Raw genomic sequence first — 22,375 nt, 5'->3', positions numbered from 1 at the left:
CCGCGCATATTAACAGCCGCCCCATTCATTCAGCGCTAAGCGCGCTCACATTGAGCAACCGAACGGGCTTAACCGTTCCATCGCTCATCACTTCTCCCAAGCCGATAAAATGACGCCTGTTAGTATACAGACGAACCTTCCCCTCGCTTGAGAGAGGCGATATTTTAACCGTTTGCCCCTGGATAATCGAGCCTGTATTAGCCTCGTCCAAAATTATTTCGGAGAACTGTTGGACAGACGAATCTATGGGCAGCAAACGTTCTTTATACTTCTCCGCCGCGGCTTGGCGTCCGCTTTCATCAGCAAATGAAACAAACTCAACGCTATCCGCCAGCGAAAATGGTCCGCAACGTGTACGACGCAATTCCATTACATGCGCTCCACAACCTAAAACCTGACCGATATCCTCCACTAGGTTACGAATATAGGTTCCCTTACTGCAGAGAACCCGTAAACGCAAAAAAGGAGGAGTGTAGTCTAGGAGCTCAAGCTCATGAATGATGATATCCCTGGCTTCCCTCTCTACCTCTATCCCCTGCCGGGCAAGCTTGTAAAGGGGAGTGCCTTTATGCTTTAAAGCTGAATACATTGAGGGAATCTGCTTTAGATTCCCCCTAAATTTCCCAAGGACACTTTCCAGATCAGAAACAGAGAGGCCAGGAACAGGCGACTCCGCTATGATATCGCCATCAGCATCAGAAGTGGTTGTAGTACGGCCAAGATAGGCGCACGTAACATACTCTTTATCAGAGTCCAACAGCAATTGGCTAAACTTTGTAGCTTCACCAAAGCACAAGGGTAAAACCCCTGTCGCTAGAGGATCCAAAGCGCCCGTATGACCCGCTTTCTGCGCGTTCAGCGCGTACTTAACCTTTTGCAATACAGCATTGGACGTCCAATCTTGCGGCTTATCAACGACCATTACTCCATTTAAAGGCGCACCTTTCTTACGTCTCGCCACCGCCGACTCTACCCTCAGTTGTGACTGTCGTCACTAGAGTCAGAAGCGCTGCTATCTTTGGCCCGCGCCTTTTGAATCAACGCCCCTAAACGTTGAGCATTACTGACGGAAGCGTCGTAATGAAACCGAAGTTGGGGCATGACTCTCAGTTTGATGGCGCGCCCTAATTCCGAACGCAAAAATCCTGCAGCACTCTCCAAGACTTTTAGAGATGCTTTAGAAGCATCGCCATCATCTTCCACGTCCTTAAGGTTTAGAACGGTTACGTATACATCCGCATATGAGAGATCCTTGCTCACCTTAACGCTGTTTACTGTCACCATTCCCAAGCGTGGATCCTTCAATTCCCTTTGAATCAGTTGCGCGAGCTCTTTTTGAATCTGCTCCGCAACCCGGTCTAATCGACTGAACTCTCGAGCCATCTATATCTTTACTCTTAATTGCATGCATGCAGCGACTACGCAAGACACGGAGAGCGTTACAGAGAACGCTCGACCCTTATCTTGTCGAATACTTCGATAATATCGCCAACTTTAACTTCATAGTTGCGAACGCCAATACCGCATTCAGTACCTGCGCGCACCTCCGCTACGTCATCCTTGAAGCGACGCAGAGACTCAAGCTCACCTTCAAAAATAACCACGTTGTCGCGCAGAACTCGAATTGGCTTGTTGCGATAGACAGCGCCTTCGAGAACCATACAACCTGCAACCTGACCGAACTTCGGGCTCTTGAATGTATCGCGCACTTCTGCCGTGCCAACAATATCTTCCCGGAACTCCGGCGCCAGCATACCGGTCAGCGCCTTTTTAACATCGTCAATAATGTTATAGATGACACTATAGTAACGAAGTTCAATACCTTCTTTTTCAACGATCTTACGAGCACTTGCGTCTGCACGCACATTGAAGCCCACTATGATCGCCTGAGTGGAAAGCGCTAAGTTGGCATCAGTTTCAGTAATACCGCCAACGCCACTCGCTATGATCTTAACCTGAACTTCTTCATTACCAATCTCCGCCAAGGCCCCGATTAACGCTTCCAAGGAACCACGCACATCAGTCTTCAAAACAATGTTCAGCTCTTTTACGCCGCCTTTACCCATATTTTCAAACAGGTTTTCAAGGCTTGCTGCCTGCTGGCGCTGAAGACGAGTTTGACGCTCTTTATTTTGACGGAATTCAGCAACTTCACGAGCCTTCTTCTCATCAGGCACAACGATGAATTCATCGCCCGCATCCGGGGTACCGTTCAACCCTAGAATTTCCACAGGGATTGATGGGCCTGCTTCCTGAACATTCTGACCATTTTCGTTCACCATGGCCCTTACGCGACCATAGTATTCACCGGCCAAAACGATGTCGCCATGACGCAAAGTTCCGTTTTGGACAAGAACAGTTGCGACAGAACCGCGGCCACGGTCCAGACTGGATTCAATTACCACGCCTTTACCTGGCGCGTCAGGCACCGCTGTTAACTCCAACATTTCTGACTGTAACAGCACTGCTTCCAAAAGGTCATCAATGCCATCGCCAGTGTGAGCGGACACGGGGACAAACTGAACATCGCCCCCCCACTCTTCAGGGATAACGTCAAGAGCGGACAACTCATTCTTAACACGGTCGGGGTCTGCCTGCTCCTTGTCCATCTTGTTAACAGCCACTACAAGAGGCACGCCGGCCGCTTTCGCGTGCTGAACTGCTTCTTGCGTTTGCGGCATAACACCGTCATCCGCAGCGACAACAAGAATAACAATATCAGTACACTGCGCTCCGCGAGCGCGCATGGCGGTGAACGCCGCATGGCCAGGCGTATCCAGAAACGAAATCATTCCACGAGGAGTTTCTACGTGGTACGCGCCAATATGCTGAGTAATCCCACCAGACTCTTGAGCGGCTACCTTCGCGCGACGAATATAGTCAAGCAAAGAGGTCTTACCGTGGTCGACATGTCCCATGACACTGACGACTGGAGCACGCGATTTTGATTCGCCTTCGAAAGAAATGGATTCCAACACTTCTGTCTCCACTGCATCTTCTTGAAGCAGTTTGACTTTATGCCCCATTTCTTCAGCAACCAGCTGAGCGACATCTTGATCGATTGACTGATTTAAAGTCGCCATGATCCCCATTCCCATCAGACGTTTGATAACTTCCACGCCTTTCACGGACATTTTCTGGGCTAGTTCTGCGACTGTAATAGTATCCGAAATCACAACCTCCCGAACAATTGGCTGGACAGAACGGTCCTGAACCACTTTGCTCTTCTTTTTACGTTGGCGAGCCCGTCTTGGGGCTTCTTCACTTGAGTCATCTTCTTCAATTGCGATGACTTTTGAAGACTTGAGTTGAGGAGCAGGCTTGGGCTTATGCTTCTCACGACGCTTAAGGTCTTCAGCATCGGCAGGCTCGCGACGCACCTCTGAGTCTTCTTTATTACGTCTATGTTTAGACGTTTTTCTTGCTTCTGACTTTTGAGCATCTTCCGCTTCCTGGTCAGCTGCTACGCCAGCTTTCTCCTGACTGCCGCCAGCAGTTGTAGCGCTAACTGACTCATCGACCGACGCCTGGGGCGCTGCCTCAGCTTCTTGAGTATCCATGTTCGCCGCTTCCTGCTGCACGCTTTCAACAACCTCAGCAGTAGCTTCCATGCCCGGCTCATTCTGAAGCGCAACTTCAACTTCAGTTTCTCGTTCTTTCGCTGCCGCTTCTTCAGCAGCCCTTTGTATATCCTGCTGCTTCTGCGCATCTATATCGTTAACAGCTTCACTGCGCTTGATGTAGGTGCGCTTCTTACGCACTTCAACGTTAATAGACCGATTAGCCCCAGTTCCTGATGCCTTCAGCGTAGTAGTGGTCTTACGCTTTAAGGTGATTTTCTTTGGCTCAGAAAATGATTCTCCATGGCTTTGCTTCAAAAACGCCAATAGTTTCTGTTTCTCTGAGTCGGTAACGATATCGCCTTCACCGCGCTTTTCTAGACCCGCGTCAACCATCTGCTTTAGCAGACGCTCAACGGGAGCCCCGACGTCTTCGGCAAGCTGCTTAATAGTAACTTCTGCCATGCTTGTCTCCTGTTTGCCCCCGAATTACTGTTGTTCCTCAAACCATGGTTTACGCGCCGTCATGATTAGCTGCGCAGCTCGTTCTTCATCAACTTCATCTATATCGAGGAGGTCATCAACAGATTGTTCGGCCAAATCTTCCATCGTGACAATACCTTTGCTTGCGAGCACAAACGCCAAGTGCCGATCCATCCCCTCCATGTTTAACAGGTCTTCCGCAGGCTCCGCTTTTTCCAGCTGCTCTTCACTCGCTAACGCTTGATTGATCAGAACATTTTTTGCGCGCTTGCGCAGCTCAGTCACCAGATCCTCATCAAAATCATCGATAGCGAGCATCTCTTCCATTGGTACGTAGGCGACCTCTTCCAACGACGTAAAGCCTTCAGAAGCCAACACTTCCGCCAAATCTTCCTCTACGCCCAGTTGGTCAATAAAGCAATCGACATAGCGTCTAAACTCTTCTTCCTGCTGCTGCCCCGCCTGCTCCTCAGTCAGAACATTAATTTCCCACCCTGTCATTTCGGAGGCCAACTTGACATTCTGGCCGCTACGTCCAATAGCCATCGCCAAATTATCTTCTGATACCGCCACCTGCATAGTGTGGCTATCTTCATCCATGATGATGGAGGCAACTTCAGCCGGAGCCATGGCGTTGATAACCAGCTGAGCGGGGTTATCGTCCCACAGGACAATATCTATACGTTCGTTGCCAAGCTCACTGGATACCGCTTGCACCCTCGAACCCCGCATACCCACACAGGCGCCGACTGGATCTATACGCCCATCATTAGTTTTAACCGCTATTTTCGCCCGGGAACCCGGATCACGCGCAGCCGCTTTGATTTCAATAACTTCTTCTGCGATTTCAGGGACTTCGATTCTGAATAGCTCGATCAGCATCTGAGAACAAGCGCGACTCAAGATTAACTGAGGCCCTCGGTTGTCCATTCTGATATCTAAAAGCAACGCGCGAACGCGATCTCCTACACGATAAGTCTCTCTGCTGATCAATTGATCCTTAGGCAACAACGCCTCAGCATTCGCCCCCAAGTCGACAATAATGTTATCTCGGGTCACCTTTTTAACAACGCCGTTTACCAAGTCGCCGACTTTTTCTCGATAGCTATCAACGATTTTAGTTCGCTCAGCCTCGCGCACTTTTTGAACAATAATCTGCTTGGCTGCTTGCGCACCGATTCGCCCGAAAGCGACCGCCTCGACTTCCTCTTCATGGGTATCGCCAGGCTTCAGGTCAAGGCCACTCTCATGAACCTCTTCCAAAGTAAGTTCAGTTCCCAAAGCAGGAACTGCATCATTATCCACCACCAACCAACGACGAAACGCTTGGTACTCACCAGTCTTTCTATCGATATCCACTCGGATATCAGCCTCTTCATCTTCGTAGCGCTTTTTAGTAGCGGTAGCCAAAGCCAATTCAATAGCTTCGAAAATGACGTCTTTATCTACCCCTTTTTCGTTGGAGACCGCTTCCACAACCAACAAGATTTCTTTGTTCATCTTTACCCCGTAATCCCATCAATACTGCGGCACAACATTCGCTTTATCTATCGTTTCCACAGGAAATATAAATTCTTCCGCGTCCACTTGGAGCACTATTTCATCATTTTCAACAGCCGCCAAAAGGCCCTTGAACTTACGCCGCCCATTAAAAGGCGCTTGCAGCCTGACCTCAATAATAGAGCCTATATATGCCTTATACTGCTCAACGTTAAAGAGCGGCCGATCCCACCCAGGCGAAGAAACCTCCAGGGTATACTCCCCCTTTATCGGATCTTCAACATCCAAAATAGCGCTAATTTGACGACTCACCTTTTCACAGTCATCAACTAACACCCCGGACTCTTTGTCGATATAGATTCGCAACAAACTCCTCTTCCCTTGAGCGATGTAATCCATCCCCCAAAAGTCACAGCCCATTCCTTCTACCACGGGCTTGAGAAGCTGGTATAGATCGTCTTTACGAGCCAATAGATTATCTCCGATAAGGAGCATACCCAGCGTTACTTTACGCCAAGTCGCCAAACAAAAAATGGGCATTAAGCCCATCCTCCGACCACACCATAGTGCAGTTAATAAAAAACCCCTGAAAAGGGGTTTTACAACGCGTATTCCAGAAAATACGGCAGCAAAATTATAGTTGCTGCAAAGAAGGCGAGCAATGGGCTCGCCTGTCTTTAATATGGTGCCGAAGGCCGGACTTGAACCGGCACAGCCATAGGCTACTACCCCCTCAAGATAGCGTGTCTACCAATTTCACCACTTCGGCATAAACCTCACTCTAACTCAGGCTTGCTATCGGAAGGAGCTTCCGCAGCGCCCTGAACCTCACCAGCATTAGTAGAATCTGCATCAATTGAAAGCTCATCAGACTCTGAGGAAGAGCCAGAGACCGTTTCAATAACAGGAACTCCACTTGCAGTGACCTGACTAGCTTTTTGTTTAGCAACATATGCCAATGCAAAACTACTCAGAAAGAAAACAATGGCCAGAGTAGTTGTCATGTTCGTCAAAAAAGAACCACTACCACTAGAACCAAAAACCGTTTGAGAAGCACCGCCACCAAAGGAGGCCCCCATATCAGCGCCTTTACCCTGTTGAATCAACACCAAGCCAATAACGCCAGCTGCAACGATCACATGAACTATAACAATCAGGGTTTCAAACAGTTCCATTTAATCTACCTTACTCTACCGCAGCCTCGATAATAGAGACAAATTCTTCCGAGACTAACGAGGCGCCACCAACTAGAGCCCCATCTACATCCGGCATTGAGAACAGTTCTTTCGCGTTTGACGACTTAACGCTGCCGCCATACAAAATTCTAATTTTATCCGCTATCTGCGGAAAATGCTTACGAATATTGTTCCGTAAGGCTTTATGCATACTCTGCGCATCCTCTGGCGAAGCAGTTTTACCCGTGCCTATAGCCCATACCGGCTCGTACGCCACAACCCACGAATCATCAGGTTGGACAGACATAAACACAGCATCAAGCTGCTTAAGCGTAACTTCTTCAGCTCGGCCTGACTCGCGATCCGCCAGCGTTTCGCCCACACACAGTATCGGAGCCAATCCCGACTCAACTGCACGCTTAACTTTACAAGCGATAACTTCATCGTTCTCGGCGTATAACGCCCTGCGCTCAGAATGCCCAAGTATCACCCAGGAACACTTCATATCAGCGCACATTTTAGCGCTAACCTCACCGGTATATGCGCCATCTTCAGTGGCGGAGCAATTTTGAGACCCCAACTCAATCATGGAATCAGAAACTGCACTCTCAACACTTTGAAGATACGGAAATGGAGGACAAACCACCACATCAACTGAGCCTAACGCCTTAGCGTTAACTATACCTTCTAATAGAGCCTTATTACGCTCAAGACTTCCATTAGACTTCCAGTTTCCGGCGATCAGTTTTTTTCGCATTCAACCCTCCAGTTCGCGCGAGGCGCACATACTAACCAAACTCCCTATAAGTTACAAGTAGTGCGCCACTATTATCTAACTACTCAATATGTGAAAGGTCTTTACACAGACCCTTCAACTATTTTAGCCAGCTCAGCCACTATAGAACGAACTTTAGCTTCATCCTCACCTTCGGCCATCACCCTAATGACCGGCTCGGTCCCTGATGACCTCAACAACACCCTCCCCTTGCCTGCAAATTGCTTTTCAGCATTAGCAACAGCAGATTGGATTGTCGTGTGCCCCTTTATATCCACTTTCTGACTTACCCTCACATTAATCATATGCTGGGGCAACTTACTCATGCCTTTTTTAGCCTCATGGAGCGTAATTCCCAAATCCGAAAGCGCCGCCAAAACCTGCAAAGAGGAAATAATACCATCCCCCGTAGTAGTCCGATCCAAACAAACAATATGCCCGGAGCCTTCACCACCCAGACACCAGTCGTTACGCAGCAGCGCCTCCATAACATATCTATCGCCAACGTTAGCGCGTTCGAAGGGAATCCCCAATTCACCGAAGGCAAGCTCTGCGCCGAAGTTCGTCATTAGCGTTCCGACAACACCGCCTTTTAAACGCCCCTTACGCATTTTGTCGCGCGCAATGATATACAGGATCTCATCACCATCAACAATCTCACCTTTGTGGTCAACCATGACAACACGGTCCCCGTCGCCATCGAAAGCAATCCCCAGATCCGCGCCTGCCTCAACCACTTTGGCGGCCAATTGATCAGGGTGAGTAGAACCTATTTCATGATTAATATTCAAACCATCCGGCGTCACGCCAATAGTCTCGACTTTGGCGCCCAACTCTTTAAAAACACTAGGCGCAACTTGATAGGTCGCGCCTTGCGCGCAGTCCAGCACAACACGCATTCCTGCAAATGACATATGAAAGGGGACTGTACTTTTACAGAATTCTATGTAACGGCCTTTTGCATCCTCAAACCGAGCAGCCTTACCTAACTGGCTTGACGGCACAATCTCCATAGGCTGCCGAATGAAGTGCTCAATCTGCTCTTCCGTTGAGTCGGGAAGTTTAGTCCCCTCAGCCGAGAAAAATTTAACTCCGTTGTCATTGAACGGATTGTGTGATGCGCTGATAACAATACCTGCGCAAGCACGAAATGTGCGGGTAAGATACGCAATGGCAGGTGTTGGCATTGGCCCCAGCATCGCAACGTCTACACCCGCCGCCGCCAACCCTGATTCCAACGCAGATTCAAAAATATATCCAGATATACGAGTATCTTTACCAATGAGAACCCGGTTACGACGCCCCTCCTGACGAAAAACACGTCCAGCCGCCCAACCCAATTTCAACATAAATTCAGGAGTAATAGGGCCTTCACCTACTCTTCCACGTATCCCATCGGTACCAAAATACTCTTTACTCATATCTGTTTAGACTCCTCTAATCGCTGCAGCCACTTTAATTGCATCAACAGTAGCTCCGACGTCATGCGCTCTAATTATACGAGCGCCGTTATATATGGCGACCGCCGCAGCGGAAACGCTTGCAATCAGGCGCTCCTCCACCGCTTTACCTGTTATCATTCCCAGCATGCTTTTGCGAGACACTCCCACCAACACAGGGGAGCCCATGTCCACAAACACTTGCAAATGTTTCATTAGAACGAGGTTGTGCTCCAAGGTTTTGCCGAAACCAAACCCTGGATCCAACATTATTCTATCTATATCGATTCCTGCTTCGAGCGCGACAGAGCGTCTTTCACCCAAGTATGACGATACCTCTTTAACAATATCAGTATAGGTTGGATTATCCTGCATAGCTCCGGGCTCTCCCTTCATATGCATCAGACAGATAGCCGCTCCTGAGGATGCAGCCGCCTCCAGTGCGCCCTCTCGACTCAGAGCGCGCACATCATTAATTAAGTCCGCTCCAAGGACCACTGACTCACGCATCACTTCAGGGGTGCTGGTGTCCACAGAAATATTTACATCAAAGCGCGCCCGCACAGCCTCAACTAATGGACAAACTCTATCCAACTCCTGACTGACCGTCACTGGAGCCGCCCCGGGCCTAGTGGACTCTCCACCAATATCAATAAAGGCGGCTCCTTCGGTTACCATCTTTTCAACTTGGCTTAAAGCGTCATCTGGAGACAAAAACCGTCCCCCATCAGAGAAAGAATCAGGAGTGACATTCAACACCCCCATAACCACTGGGGCGCTCAAGTCCAATACAGAGTTTGGAAGTGTCAGCTTCATTTGTTATCTCATGCGAAATCTGGTGAGGGTTATACAAAATAAAAAGACCCGGAAAAACCGGGTCATTTAACTAGACTGAAATGCTTATTGAAATTAATGAGATCCGGCCGCTCCACCGATCTCACCGCCTTTCGGGGGATTTGCATTCGCCTCGACATCTTTTACAGGCTGTGCGCCACTGGGCGGATTAGAGTCACCCCAGCCTTTCGGAGGCCGCGGCTCTTGCCCTGCCATAATGGCGTCTATCTGTTCCGCATCAATGGTCTCGTATTTCATCAATGCGTCCGCCATCATATGCAGTTTACTCATGTTCTCGACTAGCAACTTACGCGAGTGCTCATAACAGTCATCAATCACTGTCCTTACCTCATCATCAATCCGCTGCGCCGTCTCTGGAGAGTATACTTTCTGCGCATGACCAGCAGATCGACCGAGGAAGACTTCCTCATTGTCATCATCATACAAAAGAGGTCCAAGCTTTTCAGATAATCCCCACTTGGTAACCATACTTCGCGCCAGACCCGTCGCGCGCTTAATATCGTCGGAGGCTCCTGTCGTTACCCCATCAACCCCCAATGTCAGTTCTTCCGCAATACGCCCACCAAACAAGCTGCAAATTCTACTGATCAAGTACTGTCTGCTATAGCTATATCGATCCTCTTCAGGCAAGTACATCGTCACACCCAGTGCTCGACCACGCGGAATGATACTCACTTTGTAAACAGGATCATGTTCAGGCACCAACCTGCCAACAATGGCATGGCCCGCTTCATGGTAGGCAGTGTTACGCTTCTCTTTCTCCGACATAACCATTGATTTGCGCTCCGTGCCCATCATGATTTTGTCTTTTGCCAACTCCATTTCATGCATACCAACTGTACGTTTATTCGCACGCGCAGAAAACAGAGCCGCCTCATTCACCAAGTTGGCGAGATCAGCCCCTGAGAAGCCCGGTGTGCCTCTTGCGATAACAGAGGCGTTGACATCATCTTCTAGCGGCACTTTTCGCAAATGCACCTTCAAAATCTGTTCACGCCCCATAATATCAGGCAGTCCCACAACCACTTGTCGATCAAAACGACCAGGGCGCAACAACGCAGGATCAAGAACATCAGGACGGTTGGTCGCAGCGATCACAATAACGCCTTCATTGCCCTCAAACCCGTCCATTTCAACCAATAACTGGTTTAACGTCTGTTCACGCTCATCGTGACCGCCGCCTAAACCTGCGCCACGATGGCGACCAACTGCGTCAATCTCGTCAATAAAGATAATGCAAGGAGCCTGCTTCTTGGCCTGATCGAACATATCTCTAACACGCGAGGCGCCAACACCAACGAACATCTCTACAAAATCCGAACCAGAGATAGAGAAGAAAGGAACCTTAGCTTCACCTGCGATAGCTTTGGCCAGCAGGGTCTTACCAGTACCGGGATTACCTACCATCAACACGCCGCGAGGAATTCTCCCCCCCAAACGCTGGAACTTGCTGGGATCACGCAAGAAGTCCACGATTTCTTTAACTTCTTCCTTAGCTTCATCGACACCCGCCACATCAGCAAAGGTCGTCTTAATCTGATCCTCGCCCATCAGTCGGGCTTTGCTCTTGCCAAATGACATCGGCCCCTTGCCGCCAGCCCCTCCTTGCATTTGCCGCATGAAGAACATAAAGACAGCAATAATGACCAATATCGGGAATGAGGCGACTAGTAGCTGCGTCCAGATACTCTGAGTTTCTGGCTCGCGCCCCTCAACAACCACCTCATTTTTCATGAGATCGCCAATTAAACCCAGATCAGGAATTTCAGGGCGGATGGTCGAGAACCTGGACCCGTCTTGTCTCTCCCCGTCAATCGCCACACCGTCTATGACTACCTTTTTCACCTGGCCATTATTGACCATCTGTAAAAATTCAGAGTAATTGAGCTTTTGGGCGGACGAGGGGACATTGAAATTGTTAAATACCGTCAGCAGCACTGCTGCGATAATCAACCAAAGTAATAAATTTTTAGCCATATCGTTCAAGGGCCATCCCTCTTTTCTTACAGACTCGAATAATGATTTGTCGCTCGGTTCAATGCATTCGCAGGGTTTAGATAACACCAAACCATACTATATGTCCATTATCGCCGCTATTTACATTAATTTTACTAAACAGGGCGATAACGAAAGTTTATCCTCGAAACCCTTTGGCAACTAGGTAAATCTCACGTGACCGAGCACGGGACGCGTCAGGTTTGCGTATATTTACGCTACTAAACCTGCCCCTGGACTCCTGCAAAATCTGATCGAAGCCTTCCCCCTGGAAGACCTTGGCGACAAAGCATCCATTCTTCTTAAGGACGCGACACGCCAAATCAAGCGCTAATTCAACCAGATACATCGCTTTTGGTATATCAACCGATTTCATCCCACTCATATTGGGGGCCATATCGGAAATTACAAGGTCAACAGGCCGACTGTTTACTTCGTTAAGGATCGCATCCAGCATTTCATCCTCTGTGAAGTCGCCCTGGAAAAACGTCACGCCAGCAATACTGTCCATTGACAACAAATCGCATGCAACAACTTTTCCCTGGTCTCCCACCACGTCAGCGACGACCTGAGACCAGCCGCCCGGCGCCGCACCGAGATCTATCACCGTCATTCCCGGCCTCAATAATTTGTCTTGACGGTCGAGCTCAATCAATTTGTAGCTGGCTCTTGAGCGAAATCCGTCCTCTTTGGATTTTTTAACATAGACATCGCTATGATGCTCATTCAGCCACCGAGAGCTGGATTTAGAACGTCCCACTTTATTGCCTCTGACACGATTATTTTAGTATAGGCACATTTGCTGATACTGTGTTTTTTTGTTCAGAAAGTGCGCCATAGTGCGCTACTATACACGTTTTTCATACGCAAGAAGGTTTCCACACAGACATGACTCTACCCATAGAGCAACGCAAACAGTACCGCGCTATCGCACACCACTTGAAGCCGATCGTCACTATCGCCGGCGCGGGCATTACCGAAGGCGTTATCAGTGAGCTTGAGCGCGCACTGAACGACCACGAGCTGATAAAAATTAAAATTGCTGTCGGCGAAAAGGAAGAAAGAGCCGGGGTTATCAAAGAGCTTTGCGAGATGTCTCGCTCAGAATTAGTTCAAGTGATTGGGCGCACCGCGATTTTGCTTCGCAAAAACCCCAGGCCCAACCCGAAGCTTTCCAACCTTTTGCGTCATCAATCCGGCGCAGGTAAATAAATTAAAAAAGCCGGCTGACGCCGGCTTTTTATTTACGCGCCGCCCTGATTACAGGTGCTGCACGCCATCAATTTCATACTCAACCATACCGCTCGGCACCTGCACAACGACTACGTCGCCAACAGTTTTTCCAATCAATGCGCGCGCAATCGGCGAAGACACTGAAATTTTGCCCTTCTTAATATCCGCCTCATCATCACCCACGATCTGATAAGAGCTGACGTCGTCTGTATCCAGATTGATGATATTCACGGTTACGCCAAAAATGACCTTACCCGTATTCTCAATAGAGGTAAGGTCAATAATCTGAGACATGGACAGCTTACTTTCAATTTCCGCAATGCGGCCCTCGATAAAGCTCTGCTGTTCACGCGCAGCGTGATATTCGGCGTTCTCTTTTAAGTCTCCGTGCTCTCTGGCTTCCGCGATGGCCGTGATTACTCGCGGCCGATCCACAGTCTTCAGACGATTCAACTCTTCACGCAGGGCTTGCTCCCCTGCTTTTGTCATAGGTATTTTGCTCATTTGTCGCCTTGAATGGTTGCATGAATATCCTGAAGACGATTCACAGCGTGATCCTGCCCAACCTTGATTGCGCGGCAGAATGCCTCACCTCCCGTCAGGGTGGTGGTATAGGTCACCTTGTATTGTAGGGCCGACTTACGGATTTCCGCAGAATCCGCAATCGCCTTCCGGCCTTCCGTAGTATTGATAATCAAATCTACTTCTTCATTTTTTATGGCGTCTACGATATGAGGTCTGCCTTCTCGCACTTTATTGATCCGTTTTACGGGAATGCCCGCTTCTTCGATCGCTTTTGCAGTCCCCGCAGTCGCCATAATCTCGAAGCCTACAGCATTTAACTCCTCAGCTAAAGACACCGCACCGGCTTTATCCGCATCCCTGACGCTCAGAAATACAGTTCCGCCTGTCGGCAAAAAGTCTCCGCCCGCCGCCGCCGCCTTCGCAAAGGCCTCATCAAAGCTTTTGCCGACGCCCATGACTTCGCCTGTGGACTTCATTTCCGGGCCAAGTATCGGATCTACGCCCGGGAACTTATTAAACGGGAACACAGACTCTTTAACATTATAGAAGCCAGGAATAATTTCCTTGGTAAAGCCCTGCGCCTCAAGAGACTTGCCCGCCATACACAACGCCGCCACTTTTGCCAGCGACACGCCAATCGCTTTGGAAACGAATGGAACAGTACGAGAGGCCCTGGGGTTTACTTCTATCACATATATTTCGCCATCCTGATAGGCCAACTGCACGTTCATCAAGCCGACTACCTGCAACTCAAGAGCCATTTTAATGACTGTTTCGCGCATTTTGTCCTGAACGTCCGCAGGCAGACTATAAGGAGGCAGCGAGCAAGCCGAATCACCAGAGTGGACTCCCGCCTGCTCAATGTGCTGCATAATGGCGCCGATCACCACTTTTTCGCCATCGGAAACTGCATCGATATCGACCTCAATCGCCGCGTTTAAGAAGTGATCCAGCAATACGGGACTATCATTGGAGACTCGCACCGCATCACGCATGTAGCGCTGCAGCTCCACTTCGTCGTAGACGATTTCCATCGCGCGACCGCCCAAAACATAAGAAGGGCGAACAACCAATGGATAACCAATTTCCTTCGCTTTGCTCAGCGCTTCTTCCTGACTGCGAGCCGTCGCATTCGGCGGCTGACGCAATCCCAACCGAACGACCATCTGCTGGAACCGCTCACGGTCTTCCGCACGGTCAATGGCGTCAGGAGTTGTTCCAATAATTGGCACGCCTGCTTCTTCCAGCCCCCGCGCCAACTTAAGTGGAGTCTGACCTCCGTAGTGAACGATTACGCCGCGCGGTTTTTCCAGGTGAACAATTGCAAGAACGTCTTCCAAGGTAATAGGCTCGAAGTAGAGCCTGTCGGAAGTGTCGTAATCCGTTGAAACGGTCTCAGGATTACAGTTGATCATAATGGTTTCGTAACCATCATCGCGCAAAGCAAAGGCGGCGTGAACGCAACAATAATCGAACTCAATCCCCTGGCCAATTCTGTTAGGACCACCACCAATTACGATAATTTTCTCACGGTCGCTCGGCTGCGCCTCACACTCTTCGTCATAGGAGGAATACATGTAAGCCGTCGAGGAAGCGAACTCCGCCGCACAGGTATCCACACGTTTGAATACCGGCTTGATGCCGTATTCCAGACGCTGCTTACGCAACGCTTTTTCGTTGATGCCCAGTAGCTCGGCAAGACGCTGGTCAGAGAAACCTTTACGCTTCAGGCGGCGCAAACGATCAGCAGTCAGGTCTGACAGCGCCATGTTACTCAGCGTCACTTCGTCCTTGATCAAGTCTTCGATCTGCACCAGATACCAAGGGTCAACCTTGGTGTGCTCGTACACTTCCTTGACACTCATTCCCGCTCGGAACGCATCGCCAATAAACCATATCCGTTCCGCGCCAGGCACTTTCAAGCCGCGAGTCAAAACGTCACTCGCATCTTCAGAACTAAGATCGACTTTGGGCTCAAAGCCAGCCGAACCTACTTCCAATCCACGCAGCGCTTTATGGAGAGACTCTTGGAAGTTACGACCAATCGCCATAACCTCGCCAACGGACTTCATTTGCGTAGTCAGCGTCGCATTGGCTTGCGGAAATTTTTCAAACGTGAAACGCGGCACCTTGGTGACAACATAGTCGATACTAGGCTCGAAAGAAGCAGGGGTGACGCCGCCCGTAATGTCGTTGCTCAACTCATCCAGCGTATATCCGATAGCCAGCTTCGCCGCTACTTTTGCAATAGGAAAGCCAGTAGCCTTGGACGCCAATGCAGAAGAGCGGGACACACGGGGATTCATTTCAATCACCACCATGCGGCCAGTCTCTGGGTCCATACCAAACTGTACGTTAGAACCGCCAGTCTCAACACCGATTTCACGCAGCACCGCCACCGACGCATTACGCATGATTTGATACTCTTTGTCTGTCAGCGTCTGCGCTGGCGCGACAGTAATAGAGTCGCCGGTGTGAACGCCCATAGCGTCAAAGTTTTCTATTGCGCAGATAATGATACAGTTGTCCTTTTTATCGCGAACAACCTCCATCTCGTACTCTTTCCAGCCGATCAACGATTCATCGATCAGCAGCTCACGAGTCGGCGACAACTCCAATCCTCGCTCGCAAATCTCAATAAACTCTTCTTTGTTATAAGCGATACCGCCACCGGAGCCACCCATAGTGAAGGAGGGGCGGATAATCGCAGGAAAGCCGATCTGATCCAGCACTTGCAAAGCCTCTTCCATGCTATGCGCAATGGCGGAACGAGGGGTTGCCAAACCAATGGCTTTCATCGCCTTGTCGAACCGCTCACGGTCCTCTGCTTTGTCAATCGCGTCCTGCGTGGCGCCTATCATCTCTACGCCATACTGTTCAAGAACACCTTCGCGAGCCAAGTCCAGCGCACAGTTCAAAGCAGTTTGCCCACCCATGGTTGGCAACAGGGCGTCAGGACGCTCTTTTTCTATGATTTTTGCGACGGTGCGCCAGTTAATCGGCTCGATGTAAGTGGCGTCGGCCATGGCCGGATCAGTCATGATGGTGGCGGGGTTAGAGTTCACCAGGATAACGCGGTATCCCTCTTCTCTCAGTGCTTTACACGCCTGCGCCCCGGAATAGTCAAATTCACAGGCTTGTCCGATAACGATAGGACCGGCCCCAATAATCAGGATACTATTGATGTCTGTACGTTTTGGCATGTGTGCTCTTCTACTCGCTCGAATCTTGCGACGCCCCGCAGGCCGCCGACATCACCCAGAATTACGCCTGTTTCGGTTCAGACGCGGCGCCGTCGGGCGCCGACGCTGAAATCCGAGTATTAGACTGATCGGTATTTGACTTCCCGCATAAAGTCAATGAACTGGTCAAATAAGGGAGCCACATCGTGCGGGCCCGGGCTCGCTTCAGGGTGCCCCTGAAAACTGAAGGCGGCGACGTCAGTGCGTCGAATCCCTTGCAATGAGCCGTCAAACAGAGACTTATGCGTAGCCTCAAGATTGGCGGGCAGCGAGGACTCATCCACCGCAAAGCCATGGTTTTGGCTAGTGATCATCACTTGCCCTGTGCGTAAGTCCTGCACCGGATGGTTGGCGCCGTGGTGCCCAAACTTCATTTTCTCTGTGCGCGCGCCACTGGCCAACGCCAGCAACTGGTGTCCCAAACAAATACCAAAGACAGGAGTCTGGGACTTTAAAACTTCAGCAATAGCCTCTATTGCGTAATCACAAGGCTCAGGATCACCAGGGCCATTAGATAGGAACACGCCATCTGGAGACATCGCCAGAACATCCTTCGCAGGCGTTTTCGCCGGCACCACTGTTACGCGGCAGCCACGCTCAGCGAGCATGCGCAATATGTTCTTTTTTACGCCAAAGTCGTAAGCGACAACATGAAATTCGGCATCTCCAAGAGTCTGATACCCTTCTCCAAGCACCCAAGTCGACTCGGTCCAATTCAGGACATCCGTACGAGTCACCTCTTTGGCGAGATCCATTCCTTTAAGGCCTGGAAATGCTTTAGCCGCGGCCAGCGCAGCTTCCGCGGAAGCGTCTTCGCCCGCCATGATGCATCCGTTCTGTGCGCCTTTTTCCCTTAAGATGCGGGTCAGGCGACGGGTATCTATGTCAGCGATAGCGACAATGCCGTTTTCCCGGAGATAGTCCGACAAACTCTTTTGGCTGCGCCAATTACTGACTGTCATGGAAAGGTCGCGGATCACCAGACCTGCCGCCCAGACTTGATCTGATTCGACATCTTCTTCGTTGGTTCCGGTGTTGCCTATGTGGGGGTATGTGAGAGTGACAATTTGTTTTGCGTAGGAAGGATCGGTAAGAATTTCCTGGTATCCGGTCATCGCAGTATTGAAAACCACTTCGCCGGTGGTTTCGCCGGCTGCGCCGATAGAGATCCCATGAAATATGCTTCCGTCTTCAAGTGCTAGTATTGCGGGTGTAGTCAATTCCATAGCTCGCCAGTTGAAAACGTCTAATCAAACACTTATGAAGGTGGACTCAACTTGCAAAAAAGCGAGAGGGAGATTTAAACTCCGTCCCGCTTTTTTAGTGATATCCGATGTGTAAGGGCAACTTGCGCACAAACCCCAATATTCTAGTGGATTTGACTTAGGCTGTCTATTTATTTCCCCAATTCCTTTCGCGCTTTACTTTCTTCAGACCCAAAACACCCAAGCCCAGTTCGCATACACATATATTGTTTATACCTTACAACGAAGTCCGACGGGCGCTCTATTTCAGCCCTAGCACGTCCTGCATGTCGTACAGCCCTGGAGCAACGCCATGTAACCACAACGCAGCTTTGACAGCGCCTTTTGCGAAGGTCATTCGGCTGCTGGCCTTGTGGGTTATCTCTATTCGCTCCCCCATCGTCGCAAACATCACCGTATGCTCGCCAACGATGTCCCCTGCACGAATCGTCTCAAAGCCAATGGTCTTTTTATCCCGCTCTCCAGTAATGCCTTCACGGCCATAGACTGCGCATTCATTCAAGTTGCGCCCCATGGCCTCAGCCACAACTTCTCCCAACCTCAACGCAGTACCTGACGGCGCATCCTTTTTAAAACGGTGGTGCGCTTCGATCACCTCCACATCGTAATCATCGCCAAGCGTTTTAGCTGTCAACGCCAGAATATTCAGCAGTAAATTCACGCCCACGCTCATATTAGGAGCAAATACCACAGGACAGTCTTGCGCCGCTTCCGCCAACAGGGTCTTCTGCTGATCACTGAACCCCGTCGTGCCAATCACTATCGCCTTCCCTTCCTTGCGACAAAGCGCCAGTAATTCAAGCGTGGTTTCCGGCGAAGTAAAATCGATAATGACATCGAAGTCGTCCATCACTTGCGCCAAGTCGTCAACACAGGCCACGCCCTTTTTTCCCAAGCCCGCAATTTCTCCCGCATCAGCGCCAACAAGGGAACTGCCAACTCGAACCGAAGCCGCCCCCAAAGAAGCGTCCGGATTATCGCAGACCGCCTCAACCAACACTTTACCCATGCGCCCGGAAGCGCCCACTATCGCTATTCTGGTCATGCTTATTCCTTAGTTTTCTCTGGAATATTACTGTTACAGATCTTGCATCACCGCACCACCAATACAAAAAAACCGGCGTTCGCCGGTTTTTAGTTGCGCATGCAGACTGTTAGAACTTCATATCGTCGAAAAAGCTTTTAACGCCTTCAAACCAGCTATGCTTTTTTGGCGCTTGCTGTCCGCCACTCTCCTCCATTGAGGTTTGAAACTCTCGCAGTAGATCCTTCTGCTTTTTGGTCAGGTTAACAGGTGTTTCCACCACCACCCGACACAACAAATCTCCAGGCGCGCCGCCACGAACCGGCGTCACCCCCTTCCCGCGCAGACGAAACAGTCTGCCGGTTTGCGTTTCCTCTGGAATCTTCAGCTTCACCCGGCCATCTAGCGTGGGCACTTCAAGCTCTCCGCCCAATGCCGCATCGACGAAGGAAATTGGCACTTCGCAATAGAGATTACGTCCGTCTCGCGTGAATATCTTATGCTCACGCACAGCGACCTGCACATACAAGTCCCCAGGAGGACCGCCGTTTACGCCCGGCTCGCCTTCGCCGGATAAGCGAATACGATCGCCAGTGTCCACACCGGCAGGCACTTTAACGGAAAGCGTCTTCTGCTCTTCCACATAACCGCTACCGTGACAGGAACGACACGGGTTGCGAACGATCTTGCCCGCGCCGCGACAACGAGGACAGGTTTGCTGGATAGAGAAAAAGCCTTGCTGCATACGAACCTGGCCGGCGCCATTACAGGTGCCGCAGGTTTCCGGCTGAGTGCCCTTTTCCGCACCACTGCCGCTACAGCTTTTACATTCAACTTGAGAAGGCACGCGAATTTTCACGGTTGTGCCGCGAACCGCTTCTTCCAAGTCAAGGTCTAAGGTGTATCTTAAATCAGAACCGCGGTTGGCCCGAGTTCGGCCGCCACCGCCTCCGCCGAATATATCGCCGAATACGTCGCCGAATATATCACTGAAACTGGCTCCGCCACCGAAGCCGCCAGCTCCTGCGTTGCCATCTACACCGGCGTGACCGAACTGGTCATAGGCCGCTCTTTTCTGGTCATCGGAGAGCACATCGTAAGCTTCAGTGGCCTCTTTGAACATCTCTTCAGCCGAAGCGTCTCCGGGGTTTCTGTCCGGGTGATATTTCATCGCCAAACGTCGGTATGCTTTTTTGACTTCCTTACCGTCTACGTCCCGCGAAACGCCCAACACTTCGTAATAATCGCGTTTTGCCATAACTTAATCTTATGCGCCAACTGCAAAAAACCGGATTATAACCTAAACACAATAAGGCAGTGCGGTTAAATTCCGCACTGCCTCAAGCATGTAAGGAACCGGGCTATTTCTTATCGCCGTCCTTAACTTCTTCAAATTCGGCGTCGACCGCATCATCTGCAGGCTTGCCGGCAGCGTCTTCAGCTTGAGCGCCAGCGTCTCCGCCTTGCTGGGCGGCCTGCTCAGCGTACATTTTCTGCGCCATGGAAGACGACGCTTCGCTCAGTTTCTGCATTCTGCTTTCAATGGCTTCTTTATCGTCGCCTTTGATCGCTTCTTCCAGCTCTTTGATAGCCGCTTCAATAGCTACTTTTTCCTCTGCAGTCACTTTATCGCCAGCATCTTTAAGCGTTTTCTGAGTAGCGTGAACCAAAGCGTCAGCCTGATTACGCGAAGCCGCCAACTCTTCAAACTTCTTATCTTCCGCTGCATGCGCTTCCGCATCCTGCACCATCTTATCGATTTCGTCCTCACTCAAACCAGAAGAGGCTTTGATTACGATAGATTGCTCTTTACCAGTCGCCTTATCCTTTGCAGATACGTGCATGATACCGTTAGCGTCAATATCGAACGTCACCTCAACCTGAGGTACGCCGCGAGGCGCCGGAGGCAGTCCAGTCAAGTCAAAACGACCTAATGACTTGTTCATTTGAGCCTGCTTACGCTCGCCCTGCAGAACATGGATAGTCACGGCAGTCTGATTATCTTCGGCAGTTGAGAACACTTGCGACTTCTTGGTCGGGATAGTCGTGTTCTTTTCGATGATCGGCGTAGAAACGCCGCCCATGGTTTCAATGCTCAAAGACAACGGAGTCACGTCCAGAAGCAGTACGTCTTTCACGTCGCCGGACAATACCGCGCCCTGGATCGCCGCGCCGATAGCGACCGCTTCATCAGGGTTAACGTCTTTGCGCGCTTCTTTACCAAAGAAGTCAGCTACTTTGCTCTGCACCAGCGGCATACGAGTCTGACCGCCAACCAGAATCACTTCGTCGATTTCTGAAGAGCTACAGCCAGAATCTTTCAATGCAATGCGGCATGGCTCAAGGCTACGTTCAACCAGTTCTTCCACCAGGCTTTCCAGTTTGGCGCGAGTCACTTTAACGTTAAGGTGCTTAGGTCCTGACGCATCAGCAGTAATGTAAGGCAGATTCACGTCAGTCTGTTGGCTGCTGGAAAGCTCGATCTTGGCTTTCTCTGCGGCTTCCTTCAGACGCTGCATCGCCAATGGATCGCCCTTCAGGTCGATACCAGAGTCTTTCTTGAATTCCTGCGCTAAGTAATCGATCAGGCGCAAGTCGAAATCTTCACCGCCCAGGAAGGTGTCGCCGTTGGTGGCCAGCACTTCAAACTGCATCTCACCGTCTACATCAGCAATTTCGATAATGGAGATATCGAAGGTTCCGCCGCCCAGGTCATAAACGGCCACTTTACGGTCGCCGCCTTTTTTGTCCATGCCGTACGCCAGCGCCGCCGCAGTCGGCTCGTTGATAATACGCTTAACTTCCAGACCGGCGATTCTGCCTGCATCCTTGGTCGCCTGACGCTGCGCGTCATTAAAGTAGGCTGGAACGGTGATAACCGCTTCCGTCACCTTCTCACCCAAGAAATCTTCCGCCGTCTTCTTCATCTTTTTCAGAACTTCAGCAGAAATCTGGGGAGGGGCCATTTTCTTGCCTTTCACGTCAACCCAGGCGTCGCCGTTGTCAGCCTTGGCGATAGTGTAAGGCACCATTTTGATGTCTTTTTGCACTACATCGTCTTCAAAACGTCTACCGATCAGACGCTTAATGGCGAAAAGAGTATTCGTGGGGTTGGTTACCGCCTGACGCTTGGCGGACTGGCCTACCAGCGTTTCATCGTCAGTGTAAGCAACGATGGAAGGCGTAGTGCGTCCGCCTTCAGAGTTTTCAATAACGCGTGGCTTGTCGCCTTCAAGAATCGCTACACAGGAGTTTGTAGTCCCCAGGTCGATCCCGATAATTTTACCCATAATTTTCTACTCCT

18 protein-coding genes and 1 tRNA gene are annotated in these 22,375 nt (G+C 50.3%); 1 reads left to right on the top strand and 18 read right to left on the bottom strand.

The window, feature by feature from the left end:
- Positions 1–25: 25 nt before the first annotated feature.
- The 12 genes from truB to rlmE all read right to left on the bottom strand — a co-directional run bounded on the left by truB (position 26) and on the right by rlmE (position 12,542).
- Complete coding sequence (gene truB, locus HCH_RS05585) at positions 26–922, bottom strand: tRNA pseudouridine(55) synthase TruB (protein ID WP_420794870.1); 897 nt, start codon at positions 920–922, stop codon at positions 26–28.
- A 53-nt stretch (positions 923–975) separates the two neighbouring features.
- Positions 976–1,383, bottom strand: coding sequence for a 30S ribosome-binding factor RbfA (gene rbfA / locus HCH_RS05580; protein ID WP_011395185.1), 408 nt, complete (start codon positions 1,381–1,383; stop codon positions 976–978).
- Between the two features lie 56 nt (positions 1,384–1,439).
- Complete coding sequence (infB, locus tag HCH_RS05575) at positions 1,440–4,025, bottom strand: translation initiation factor IF-2 (RefSeq protein ID WP_011395184.1); 2,586 nt, start codon at positions 4,023–4,025, stop codon at positions 1,440–1,442.
- 24 nt (positions 4,026–4,049) lie between these two features.
- The gene (gene nusA / locus HCH_RS05570; protein WP_011395183.1) at positions 4,050–5,543 is read right to left on the bottom strand and encodes a transcription termination factor NusA; all 1,494 of its coding nucleotides are present in this window, start codon (positions 5,541–5,543) and stop codon (positions 4,050–4,052) included.
- An 18-nt stretch (positions 5,544–5,561) separates the two neighbouring features.
- Complete coding sequence (rimP, locus tag HCH_RS05565; protein WP_041599259.1) at positions 5,562–6,038, bottom strand: ribosome maturation factor RimP; 477 nt, start codon at positions 6,036–6,038, stop codon at positions 5,562–5,564.
- 188 nt (positions 6,039–6,226) lie between these two features.
- Positions 6,227–6,312, bottom strand: a tRNA-Leu gene (locus tag HCH_RS05560).
- Between the two features lie 7 nt (positions 6,313–6,319).
- The gene (gene secG, locus HCH_RS05555) at positions 6,320–6,718 is read right to left on the bottom strand and encodes a preprotein translocase subunit SecG (RefSeq protein ID WP_011395181.1); all 399 of its coding nucleotides are present in this window, start codon (positions 6,716–6,718) and stop codon (positions 6,320–6,322) included.
- Positions 6,719–6,728: 10 nt separating this feature from the next.
- A complete protein-coding gene (tpiA, locus tag HCH_RS05550) occupies positions 6,729–7,475 on the bottom strand; it encodes a triose-phosphate isomerase (RefSeq protein ID WP_011395180.1) in 747 nt (248 codons plus the stop codon).
- 101 nt (positions 7,476–7,576) lie between these two features.
- The gene (gene glmM / locus HCH_RS05545) at positions 7,577–8,914 is read right to left on the bottom strand and encodes a phosphoglucosamine mutase (RefSeq protein WP_011395179.1); all 1,338 of its coding nucleotides are present in this window, start codon (positions 8,912–8,914) and stop codon (positions 7,577–7,579) included.
- A gap of 6 nt (positions 8,915–8,920) precedes the next feature.
- Positions 8,921–9,748 carry a dihydropteroate synthase gene (folP, locus tag HCH_RS05540; RefSeq protein ID WP_011395178.1) on the bottom strand — a complete coding sequence of 276 codons (828 nt, stop codon included), beginning with the start codon at positions 9,746–9,748 and terminating at the stop codon, positions 8,921–8,923.
- Between the two features lie 93 nt (positions 9,749–9,841).
- Positions 9,842–11,764 (bottom strand): ATP-dependent zinc metalloprotease FtsH, encoded by a 1,923-nt coding sequence (ftsH, locus tag HCH_RS05535; RefSeq protein ID WP_041598443.1) that lies wholly within the window; start codon positions 11,762–11,764, stop codon positions 9,842–9,844.
- Positions 11,765–11,921: 157 nt separating this feature from the next.
- Entirely contained in the window at positions 11,922–12,542 is a 621-nt protein-coding gene (gene rlmE / locus HCH_RS05530; RefSeq protein WP_011395176.1) for a 23S rRNA (uridine(2552)-2'-O)-methyltransferase RlmE, read from the bottom strand.
- A 128-nt stretch (positions 12,543–12,670) separates the two neighbouring features.
- Here rlmE and HCH_RS05525 point away from each other — a divergent pair, with 128 nt between their 5' ends.
- Positions 12,671–12,994, top strand: a complete 324-nt coding sequence (locus HCH_RS05525; RefSeq protein WP_011395175.1) for a YhbY family RNA-binding protein — start codon at positions 12,671–12,673, stop codon at positions 12,992–12,994.
- 48 nt (positions 12,995–13,042) lie between these two features.
- Here HCH_RS05525 and greA read toward each other — a convergent pair whose 3' ends face one another.
- The 6 genes from greA to dnaK all read right to left on the bottom strand — a co-directional run bounded on the left by greA (position 13,043) and on the right by dnaK (position 22,361).
- The gene (gene greA / locus HCH_RS05520) at positions 13,043–13,519 is read right to left on the bottom strand and encodes a transcription elongation factor GreA (RefSeq protein ID WP_011395174.1); all 477 of its coding nucleotides are present in this window, start codon (positions 13,517–13,519) and stop codon (positions 13,043–13,045) included.
- Positions 13,516–16,743, bottom strand: a complete 3,228-nt coding sequence (gene carB, locus HCH_RS05515; RefSeq protein ID WP_011395173.1) for a carbamoyl-phosphate synthase large subunit — start codon at positions 16,741–16,743, stop codon at positions 13,516–13,518. Before carB ends, greA begins: the two co-directional genes overlap by 4 nt.
- A gap of 119 nt (positions 16,744–16,862) precedes the next feature.
- The gene (carA, locus tag HCH_RS05510; RefSeq protein ID WP_041599258.1) at positions 16,863–18,002 is read right to left on the bottom strand and encodes a glutamine-hydrolyzing carbamoyl-phosphate synthase small subunit; all 1,140 of its coding nucleotides are present in this window, start codon (positions 18,000–18,002) and stop codon (positions 16,863–16,865) included.
- Between the two features lie 286 nt (positions 18,003–18,288).
- Positions 18,289–19,092 carry a 4-hydroxy-tetrahydrodipicolinate reductase gene (gene dapB, locus HCH_RS05505; protein WP_011395171.1) on the bottom strand — a complete coding sequence of 268 codons (804 nt, stop codon included), beginning with the start codon at positions 19,090–19,092 and terminating at the stop codon, positions 18,289–18,291.
- Positions 19,093–19,201: 109 nt separating this feature from the next.
- Positions 19,202–20,329 (bottom strand): molecular chaperone DnaJ, encoded by a 1,128-nt coding sequence (gene dnaJ, locus HCH_RS05500; RefSeq protein ID WP_011395170.1) that lies wholly within the window; start codon positions 20,327–20,329, stop codon positions 19,202–19,204.
- Positions 20,330–20,432: 103 nt separating this feature from the next.
- Positions 20,433–22,361 (bottom strand): molecular chaperone DnaK, encoded by a 1,929-nt coding sequence (dnaK, locus tag HCH_RS05495; protein WP_011395169.1) that lies wholly within the window; start codon positions 22,359–22,361, stop codon positions 20,433–20,435.
- Positions 22,362–22,375: the final 14 nt, after the last annotated feature.

Source organism: Hahella chejuensis KCTC 2396 (assembly GCF_000012985.1).
Classification (GTDB): Bacteria; Pseudomonadota; Gammaproteobacteria; order Pseudomonadales; family Oleiphilaceae; genus Hahella; species Hahella chejuensis.
This window is presented reverse-complemented; position numbering and strand designations above follow the sequence as displayed.